At 42.9% G+C, this 9,656-nt stretch carries 9 protein-coding genes; 1 reads left to right on the forward strand and 8 read right to left on the reverse strand.

The window, feature by feature from the left end; genetic code table 11:
- Window positions 1–176: 176 nt before the first annotated feature.
- The gene (locus tag ICN27_RS08560) at window positions 177–1,094 is read left to right on the forward strand and encodes an MBL fold metallo-hydrolase (protein WP_216269690.1); all 918 of its coding nucleotides are present in this window, start codon (window positions 177–179) and stop codon (window positions 1,092–1,094) included.
- Between the two features lie 44 nt (window positions 1,095–1,138).
- On the opposite strand, the gene leuD is transcribed toward ICN27_RS08560, so the two are convergent.
- The 8 genes from leuD to ICN27_RS08600 all read right to left on the reverse strand — a co-directional run bounded on the left by leuD (window position 1,139) and on the right by ICN27_RS08600 (window position 9,413).
- The gene (gene leuD / locus ICN27_RS08565) at window positions 1,139–1,780 is read right to left on the reverse strand and encodes a 3-isopropylmalate dehydratase small subunit (RefSeq protein ID WP_216269691.1); all 642 of its coding nucleotides are present in this window, start codon (window positions 1,778–1,780) and stop codon (window positions 1,139–1,141) included.
- Window positions 1,773–3,194, reverse strand: coding sequence for a 3-isopropylmalate dehydratase large subunit (gene leuC, locus ICN27_RS08570; protein WP_216269692.1), 1,422 nt, complete (start codon window positions 3,192–3,194; stop codon window positions 1,773–1,775). Before leuC ends, leuD begins: the two co-directional genes overlap by 8 nt.
- Window positions 3,194–4,093 carry an alpha/beta fold hydrolase gene (locus tag ICN27_RS08575; RefSeq protein ID WP_216269693.1) on the reverse strand — a complete coding sequence of 300 codons (900 nt, stop codon included), beginning with the start codon at window positions 4,091–4,093 and terminating at the stop codon, window positions 3,194–3,196. The genes leuC and ICN27_RS08575 overlap by 1 nt, the downstream gene beginning before the upstream one ends.
- Before the next feature lie 198 nt (window positions 4,094–4,291).
- Window positions 4,292–5,794 (reverse strand): amidohydrolase family protein, encoded by a 1,503-nt coding sequence (locus ICN27_RS08580; protein ID WP_216269694.1) that lies wholly within the window; start codon window positions 5,792–5,794, stop codon window positions 4,292–4,294.
- A gap of 255 nt (window positions 5,795–6,049) precedes the next feature.
- Complete coding sequence (locus tag ICN27_RS08585; protein ID WP_304608942.1) at window positions 6,050–6,805, reverse strand: hypothetical protein; 756 nt, start codon at window positions 6,803–6,805, stop codon at window positions 6,050–6,052.
- Window positions 6,806–6,830: 25 nt separating this feature from the next.
- Window positions 6,831–7,814 carry a tripartite tricarboxylate transporter substrate binding protein gene (locus tag ICN27_RS08590; RefSeq protein WP_215308287.1) on the reverse strand — a complete coding sequence of 328 codons (984 nt, stop codon included), beginning with the start codon at window positions 7,812–7,814 and terminating at the stop codon, window positions 6,831–6,833.
- A 75-nt stretch (window positions 7,815–7,889) separates the two neighbouring features.
- The gene (locus tag ICN27_RS08595) at window positions 7,890–8,570 is read right to left on the reverse strand and encodes an RraA family protein (protein WP_215308289.1); all 681 of its coding nucleotides are present in this window, start codon (window positions 8,568–8,570) and stop codon (window positions 7,890–7,892) included.
- 21 nt (window positions 8,571–8,591) lie between these two features.
- Window positions 8,592–9,413, reverse strand: a complete 822-nt coding sequence (locus tag ICN27_RS08600) for an aspartate dehydrogenase (protein ID WP_216269696.1) — start codon at window positions 9,411–9,413, stop codon at window positions 8,592–8,594.
- Window positions 9,414–9,656: the final 243 nt, after the last annotated feature.

The raw sequence follows: 9,656 nt of genomic DNA on the forward strand, positions 1-9,656 counted from the left end.
ATTTAAAAAGATGACTAAGCATAGCAAGCAATTTTAATGGATGCCGATAATCCCAGAACTCCGACTCCGAATAGATAGGGCGCAAGCAAATAATCCTTCATAAGGGTATTTACCAAATCTTCATGAGGATATGTCACTTGATATCAGCTTAGACTGTACTTAACTGAGGAGGAATTATGCATCGCCGTCAAATACTAAAAATATTGGTCGCATCAGGCGTGATTTCTGTGCCGGGGTTTCTACTTGCACAGAATAGTAAGCCAGCACAAATAACGATTATTTATGATGCCTTTGGGAAACCCTCCGACCTGGGTCGTGGCTGGGGATATGCTGCACTTATCGAGTATGGCGGAAAACGGATTCTGTTTGATACTGGCGGGCAATATAAAGTTTTTGCGGAAAATGTAAAAAAGCTAAAAATTAACCTGAAGAAGCTGGACTTTGTTGTACTCTCTCACAGACATGGTGACCACACATCGGGACTCCAATTTGTTTTAGAGCAAAACCCCAAGGTTCAGTTTTACGCTCCCACTGAACCAGGTTCATTTGGCAATCCGATCAACGGCGCTAGCCCGCTTGGAAAATTAATATCCAGGAAAGTGGATGATGTTCCGCATGACCTACATTACTTTGACGGTAAGTACGAGGATAAATACAAAGTTGACTCAGCTTGGCCAACAGCAAACATCACGTTAATCGATAAGCCGACCGAAATAATGCCAGGATTCTATCTTTTTAAGACCATATCCGAGAATAAAGGCACTATGGAGTTGAATGAACTTTCATTGGCCATTAAAACCCCCAAGGGACTCGCAGTCATCGTGGGATGCTCTCATCCAGGCATTGAGAAAATACTAGCAGTCGCCTCTGAAATTGACCCCAAAATTTATACCTTAGCTGGAGGCCTTCATCTAGTGGATGTCAGCGACCAACAGATTACTCAAATCGTTTCTAACTTTAAGAATAAATGGGGTATCGAAAGAGTGGCTGCAGGTCATTGCTCTGGAGAATTTGCTCAAGCTGAATTCAGCCGTAGTTATGGTGATAAGCATGATCACTCCGGCGTCGGAGAAATTATTCTTCTGCCAAAATAGTTTGCAAAACTACCAATGATTTAAGAGATAGGGGCTTAGTAAGCTTAATTTAGTCTCTCGATTGTTTTTCTTGCAACATCCTTTACCCAAGGTTGATTATTCCAATGCTTTTGGGCAAAAGTATCAATTTCTGCCTTGTATTTCAAGGTAAGGCCAATCACATCCAATCCCTCCAAGAACATTCGGCGATGTCTTCCTGACATGGGAAATGTGAACTCATGATGGGTAGTGCGAACCTTTAGGTTTTCAATATCAATATCCACGCTTATTGGCGCACCCTTATCATCAGCCTCTTTCATGAGAGCTTGCACTTGATCTTCAGGCAACACAACCAACAATAGGCCGTTCCCCATTGCATTGGAGTAGAAAATCTCTGCAAAGCTAGAAGCAATGACCGCCTTAAATCCAAACTGCTGCATTCCCCAAACAGCATGTTCACGACTAGAGCCACAGCCATAGTTGGGGCCGGCAAGCAAAATATCCGTTTTTGCATAAGCTGGCTGGTTTAAAAAGAAGTTTTGTTTTGGCTCCCCACGCTCATCAAAGCGCAGATCATAAAATAAGCCCTGCGCTAAGCCAGCCTTATCAATACCGCGTAAAAATTGCTTTGGCATGACTTGGTCTGTATCAAAATTGGCAATGCGCAATGCGGCGGCATACCCATGAATTTTAGATAGCTTATGCATTGACAGCTCCTTGTAATTTACGCACATCTGTAATCTTGCCTGTAACTGCGGCGGCGGCGGCCATAGCAGGACTCATCAAATGGGTAATGGCGCCTCTACCTTGACGACCTTCAAAGTTGCGATTGGTTGTGGAGGCACAGCGTATGCCAGCAGCCAGAACATCATCGTTCATGGCAAGACACATAGAACAACCAGGCTTACGCCATTCAAAACCAGCAGCAATAAGCTTGTCAGCAATCCCCTCTTTTTCAGCCTGGGCTTTAACGGCGCCAGAGCCTGGCACAACCATTGCTCGAACACCAGCCGCTACTTTGCGATCACCGATTGCAGTAAGCACATTCCGTAGATCTTCAATGCGGCCATTAGTACATGAGCCGATAAATACGTGGTCAATTGGTGTGCCCTCTAAGGTTTGACCATCACATAACTGGGTATATCTCAATGCTTGTTCAAGACTCAACTTATCAAGCGGATCCTCAAAAGAATCCTTGGTCGGAATAGCGGCGTTAATCGCAATGGCCTGGTCTGGACTGGTTCCCCAAGTTACAAAGGGCGCCATATTACTTGCATCAAATGCATATTCTTTTTCAAAATGCGCATCTTTATCTGAATATAAGCTTGCCCAATACGCTAGTGCACGCTCTTTCATCTCACCCGTAATATCAGGACATCTTGCTAACACGTAATCAATAGCTGTTTTATCTGGTGCAATCAAGGCCCCTCGAGCACCTGCCTCCACTGCCATATTGCATAAGGTAAAGCGTGCCTCAGTACTCAAGTCTATTAATGCAGATCCACTGAACTCGACTACGTAGCCAATTGCACCTTTAGCACCAATTTGACTAATGATGTTCAATATCATGTCTTTAGAGGTAGTACCAACTGGTAATGTGCCGTTGATCTTGATGTGCATATTTTTAGCTAAGCGGTATACCAAAGTTTGGGTGGCTAGAACATGCTCAACTTCGGATGTGCCAATACCAAAACCTAAGGCTCCTAAGGCTCCGTAGGTAGTAGTGTGACTATCGCCACAAATGATCACCATACCCGGACGTACCATGCCATGCTCGGGGGATACGACATGCTCAATGCCTTGCAATGGATGATTGGTATCAAACAAAGGAATATTGTGCTTCAAACAATTTTTCTTCAGGTTGAGGGCTTGCAAAGAAGAGGCTGGATCAGCAATCTTTCTAGGCATTTCATTATGGGTGGGGATGATGTGACTAACAACAGAGATGTTTTGCCCTGGCATCAGCACTCCACGATCTTTTTCATCCAGACCTGAAAATGCTTGTGGACTGGTGTATTCATTCATCAAATGTAAATCGCAGAAGAGCAGTACATTCTCCTCATCTAAGCTTGCTACCGTATGTGAATCTACTATTTTTTGATACAGAGTTTTAGCGCTCATCAACTATCCCGATTTAAAAATGTCAGTACTTTTTCCAGCAGAATATCGGGCGCCTCCTCTGGAAGGTAGTGCCCGCAAGGCAGGGTCTCACCAATCACACTTCGACAAATCGCCTGCCACTCCTGGAGGGGCTTGAAGCATTTATCAACTACTCCGTCTGCACCCCAAAGTACCATTGTTGGCATCTCCAACTTCCTGCCAGCTGCAATATCTTCGCGATCGTGGATTAAATCAATTCCAGCTGCGGCGCGGTAATCCTCACACATGCCATGAGCTGCTCCAGGCAGGGCAATACAACGCATATATTCAGCTAAAGCCCTAGGGTCAAAGGGTTTTAGTCCGGCATGACGCCTACCCATTAAATCCCGAATATAAGCCGCAGGATCCGCCTCAATGAGTCGCTCCGGTAATGGAGAGGGTTGTATTAAAAAGAACCAGTGCCAGTAGGCTTTGGCAAATGCATCATTGGTTTTTTCATACATAGAGAGGGTTGGAGCAATATCGAGCATGATCAAGCTTCTGACTGAGGCTGCATAATCCATCGCTAAACGATGGGCAACCCGTGCGCCACGATCGTGCGCCAGCACATCAAAACGATTAAAACCAAGTTGCTGCATGACTTCTACCTGATCCTGTGCCATCACTCTCTTTGAATAATTGCTATGGTCACTGGTGCCTTGTGGTTTAGAAGAGTCCCCGTAACCCCGCAGATCCGTCATTACTAATGTATGACTCTTCATAAGCTCTGGCGCAACCTTGTGCCAAATGGCGTGGGTTTGGGGATGCCCATGTAATAGCAATAGTGGTGAGCCAGCCCCGCCCACATGGCCGGTAATTTGAACCCCATTTACCTCAAAAACACGCGCCTGAAATCCTGGAAATAATGCATCTAATGACATAAGTACCATTCGTCTATTGATTTAACCTACAGCAATACTAAGCTGATTTATCTTTACCTTTAAGCTGGATGAAATATAAAAAAGTACCAGTCTTAGATTTTTGTTATTTCTGCTGAGCTACTAGGAATTGAACTAAAGATTAAAAGATTGCGGTTTGCATATCTTTCACTACTACTGCATTTTCCTTTTGCGGCTAACTTAAGCTTGCATATAGCCATATCTTAAGTTTGTTCTTCCATCGCCATGCTGGTCATAATTCATCTTTGCTAAAGCAACCTTATCAGTCATTAAAGCTGCTCGTTGTGCAGCGGTAAAGTTATAGAGCCGCGCAGAATTCTCACCGAAGATCGCCCGCTTGACTGGCCCATCTGCAGCCCCCAGTGGATTAAAACCATATCTTTTCTGCATATCCTCAGGAATTTCTAATCTGCGCAAGGCCTCAATTTGCCACTGAGGAGAGCCAGTCCAAATGGCGTCAGTACCCCAAACAACATGATCTGCTCCCAAGCCTTGAATTAGCTGACCCAACATCGCAGCACATAGTCTTGGCTCCGCAATAGTGCTTTGAGCAAAAATTTGACCTAAGTCGCCATAGATATTTGTGACGCCAGTTTTTTGTGGGATTTGAGCTAAATCTGTCACCCAATCAATTCGACCAGATTGTCTAAATTGCTCCCAACCTATATCCCAAGTGCCGCCCGTATAACGAAATGCTGAATGATAAATAATAAAATTTAATTGAGGCCAATCTTTAGCAGCTTTCGCAACATCATCTACTTTTGCATAAGCTAATAGGTGAGGATATTGCTGCGTGATAGATGGCGGATAAAGGCCCTTATGAACACAGACATTCGCTAAGCTTGGCTTGTCTTTACTCCATTTTGCTAACTTTTCATAAAAAGGATAGAGTAATTTTTCATCATCAAGACGCCAAGGATGTTTTGAAAGCTGCTTATTTGTGTTGTCACCGATGGTGTAACCCTTAAAAGAATCTGGCTTTAAATTTTCATGATCCGCTTCGGCCTTTTCTAACCAACCTGACATTCCCGGCATGAAAATTGCGTGCGAGAACATTCTTTTGGTGCCGGATTCTTGATTGACCGATTGACGAGCCTGCGCCTTCATGGCGTTAGTTAAAAACCAATCTCGAGGATCCTCGGATCCAGAACCAGAAATCAATGCCACTTTAGTATCGCTATCTAAGTAAACCTCTTTAAAGTAATTCGCGAACTTCAAGTCATCCAATGTTTGTGGCTTGCCTACCAAAGCAGGATTCCATGAGGCTTTGCCAACGGCCTCACGAGATCTTACAAAGCCTTCTAACCTAGTATCGTCACGTAGGAAATGGGTATGCATATCCATGATGAACTGATCTTTTAATATGAGAGCCCTTTCATTGGCCAGCTCTGGTGTTGCCGCCTCTGCATGGCTAACGCTATATAGCGGACCAAAAGTGTCATTCATTGCAAGAAAAGCTGCTGCCATTCCTGCAGCACTTTGAAAAAATCGGCGGCGAGGTATTCCCTGATTCTTCGCAAGCGTTGTACCAATATCCTTAATACGACTTTCAAATTCTTTTTGCTTAGGCGTCTGCGGACCAGGCAAAAACTCGTCACTTGAAATTGCCTGGGTAGGTATTGGTGAGCGAAAGTGCGCTCTTTCTGCTGGAATTAATCTTGCAATTTCATCAGGACTCATCATAGCTTAAGCTTCCTTTAGTTAAATTAAAGCAATACACATTGATGCTTTTAATTCAGTCAAACTATTATTCACTGTTATTTCATATTTTTCTTATTTGGTTTTCAAAATCAAAAATTTGGGGGCAATGTACTAAGCACCTCGTTACTCCAAAGTACTTTTAAATAATGTTATTGGTGTGTTACCTTAATTAATGCTTGTTCAATTAATCACATCTCAGGATCAACAAACAACATTTTTAATTACTTCTATTTATGTTCATATAAAAATTTGATCCACAAAACCCCGAAGATCCATCTCAAAATCAAGACCAGCGACAGGTGGTCTAGCAAAGTGCCAATTGAGACCACTATGCAAATATCCTTGCTTAGCAAACACCTCTTCCACTAAACCACCTATGTTGTGAACTGAGTATGCTTGAGCACTAGTCACATCACTCCAATCAAATCCAAGACTTTTTAGGCGCTTAGTCATTTCATTGGAAACAAATTCCATTTTCAATTTCAAGCCTGAGTTAGAGGTATCGCCGTAAGCAATAATCCTGTCTCGGTAAGGTTCAGAACCTGATCTAGCATCTCCGCCACCAGATAAAATAAAACCGCCAGGAGATTTACTACTTGTCGGTACAGTATAGGCAAATGAATACATTGCGACCTCAGTTGGCCCAAAATATTCAGGGCAAACATTGGTTCTAGCCACCGGGCTTATAAAAGAATGTTCCTTTGACTCCGCTTGATAAATTCCCCATTGTTCAAGAGTATTTACATACTTTCTATTGAAATCAATAAATCCTTGATCATCAAACTGCTTCGGGGACCTGAGTTCACAATGTGCAAATGCAGTTAATGGACGACCTATTTTTTTCAGATGATTCGCTATGCAAATGAATGCCTCGTTCATGGGAAGCAATGATTTAAATCTAGCTTGAATTAACTGAAAACCTGGTTCGGCAGCAATGCCGGCAGAATACTGAAAGACACTTGGAAGGTAGCGATATCCACCCTCTTTAAACACAGCCATGGAATACATAATTACCCCGTCAGTCAGACTGCATTTTTGTAGATTTCACAATTCGCTCGTATTTTAGGATTTCAGATTGAATATGCTCTTGGAACTTAGCGGGGCTACCGCCAATAACTTCAATCCCTCTGTCGCTAAAGTTCTTTTTTACAGCAGGATCCTGCAAAGCCTTATTAATGGCTAGATTCATTCTATCCACAGCATCCTTTGTCATACTACTTGGCGCAACAATGCCATACCAGGAGTCTGTTTCAAATGTGGGAAATCCTTGTTCAGCAATAGTGGGGATTTCAGGAGCAAGAGGTGCTCGAGTTAAATAGGTAGTCCCGATTGCCTTAATTTTTCCAGATTTAATATACGGCAGAAAATCCGGTAAGTTTCCAAACATCAAATCCACATTACCGGCAATCAAATCAGTTAATGCTGGACCTTGCCCGCGATAAGGAATATGCACTACATAAATTCCGGCCATGGATTTCAGCATCTCGCCTGCGAAATGAGCTGTTGTGCCATTGCCAAATGAAGCGTAAGAAAGTTTTCCTGGGTTTTTCTTTGCGTAATCAATCAGCTCTTTTAAATTATTCACAGGCAAACTAGACTTCACGGCCAAGACATTCGCCGTACGTGCCATCAAAACGACTGGTTGCAAATCTTTTGTAGTGTTATAGGGCAGAGTTTTAAGCAAAGATTGGTTTACTGTAAAACTATTAGCAACACCTCCAACAGTCAGATTGTCTGTCGCCTTAGCGGTTGCATCCACGCCAATTACTGTTCCTGCACCTGGCTTGTTGTCCACGATTACAGGTGAGCCTAAAGACTTAGAGATTTCCGGGGTAACTGTTCGAACCACAGAATCTAATGTACTGGCTCCACCCGGGAAAGGAACAATGACTCTAACGGTGTGCCCATTTGGCCAGTTCGTCTGCGCCGATGACCCAAAAGAAATTGCCCAAAATAAAACTGCAATACTACGAATCAGAAGTGCTCGTTCAATCGTTAGCATGAGTAATCCTATTGAATATCGGTGAGGAGATAAAAATCAGGAAAAAATATTAGTCAAAAAAACTTACATCGATCATTAAACGTGGCCATACTTTTTTAATGCATCTGCAAGACTTAAACCATTGGCAATATCGATCCGAATATTCTTTTCAATTGCGGTTAATCGTTCTGATTCAACCAAAACAGATTCGACATGCTCCATTGGGATCACAATCGCACCATCGTCGTCACACAAAATAAAGTCGCCCGGTCTAACAATGACATTGCCGCCATCATGCCCACGCATATAAACAGGCACCTGACTGGCAGTGACCTTCCAGCGTCCAATAGATTGAACCGGGGTTCGATAGCAAGCAAAAACTGGGAACTGATGCTCACCAATCCATCGAACATCTCGTATACCTCCGTCAAGCAATGCCCCAACCGAACCACGCTCTTTCATGCCAAGGGCAATTAATTCTCCAAAATAACAAATTCCGTTGCCATCTCCACTCCACACACTAATTTCACCTGAAGAGATCCCTTGGCAAGCAGTCATTTTGTCAGCATCACCCCCCTGTGGATAGGGTGTCATTTGTCCGCGAATCGTATAAGCCCACCCTGCCATTCTTTTTGTTGTGTCTGGAAAAGGTGAAAATTGCGAGGATAGGCCTTGTTGTAGAAGGTTCATATTATCCAAGACGTCAGCAACATTAGAGGTATCAACCTCTAGATAACGAAGGCGTATCTCTTCTTTTTTGGCCGCTGTAAAAGTCATTAATCTTCCTTTATTTTATTTTTAGGTTCCAACTTGGAATGTTGACAACATCTTACGCAGCATGGCAACTACACTTTGCGCAACGATACGTCCAGTTTTAGGATTTTCTGAGGGGATATTCTCCATTTTCATGGAAAATTTTGCAGAATCTGACTCAACTGTAATCGTATGCGTATTTCTTACTACAGTAGGGTCTGCCCAAATTTCTAAATGAGTTTTCTCGGGGCCAATACCCGCCAAAGCTAAAGCCACCACTACATTCAGGTTCGCAGGAAAACCTTTAGCAGCTTCCCTTGCATTCCCTGAAAATACTTTTAATGGCTCAGTAAGCCCATCTACTGAAATATTATTCTCAATTAAATGAGGGGCACCCTTCAATCCTAAAGGAGGCTTATTAGTTACCATTTTGACTGAAAATATTTCTCCTTCAGCCGCAGCGATCATTGCATCCAAACCAATTAGAGCGCCTGTTGGCACCATGATAGTTCCACCTGTAGTTTTTGCCAGTTCAATTAATTCAGGTTTAAATAGAATGGCACCAACGGATAAAACTATGGCTTTTTTCTTGGCGCGCAAAAAGGGACTAATGATATCCCCCAATAATTCTGCTGGCGCACATTCAACCACTACATCAGCCTCTGGCTCTAAGTCTGAAATCGAAAGCACCTTAACCGGATAAGCAAGCGTATTTACAAAATCTTTTGCCTTGTCATGATTTTTTGCTGATACTGCTGTTAACACCACCCCCGGAATACTCCCGCTAGTTAAACTGCTGGCCAAGGATTTTCCAATTGCCCCCAATCCAGCAATCGCCACTCTAAGTGGTTTAGTTGTAGTCTCCATAGGTACTCTCTGATTTAGTTTTTATATTTGAATTAGGATACCTAATAATTAAAAAAAAATATAGTGAAATGGCTATCCACAAAAGACAAAACCCTCACCATTGCTGATGAGGGTTTTGTACGACTCGACACATAGTTAACACTTTATACCGGACACATACTTTACAGTTTTTGGCATAGGAGGGACCACTCTATGCCGTGGAATGAAAGTACGAAGATGGATGAAAAGCTACGTTTTGTGTCT

Origin of the sequence: Polynucleobacter sp. Nonnen-W13 (genome assembly GCF_018881735.1) — a bacterium.
Lineage (GTDB): Bacteria > Pseudomonadota > Gammaproteobacteria > Burkholderiales > Burkholderiaceae > Polynucleobacter.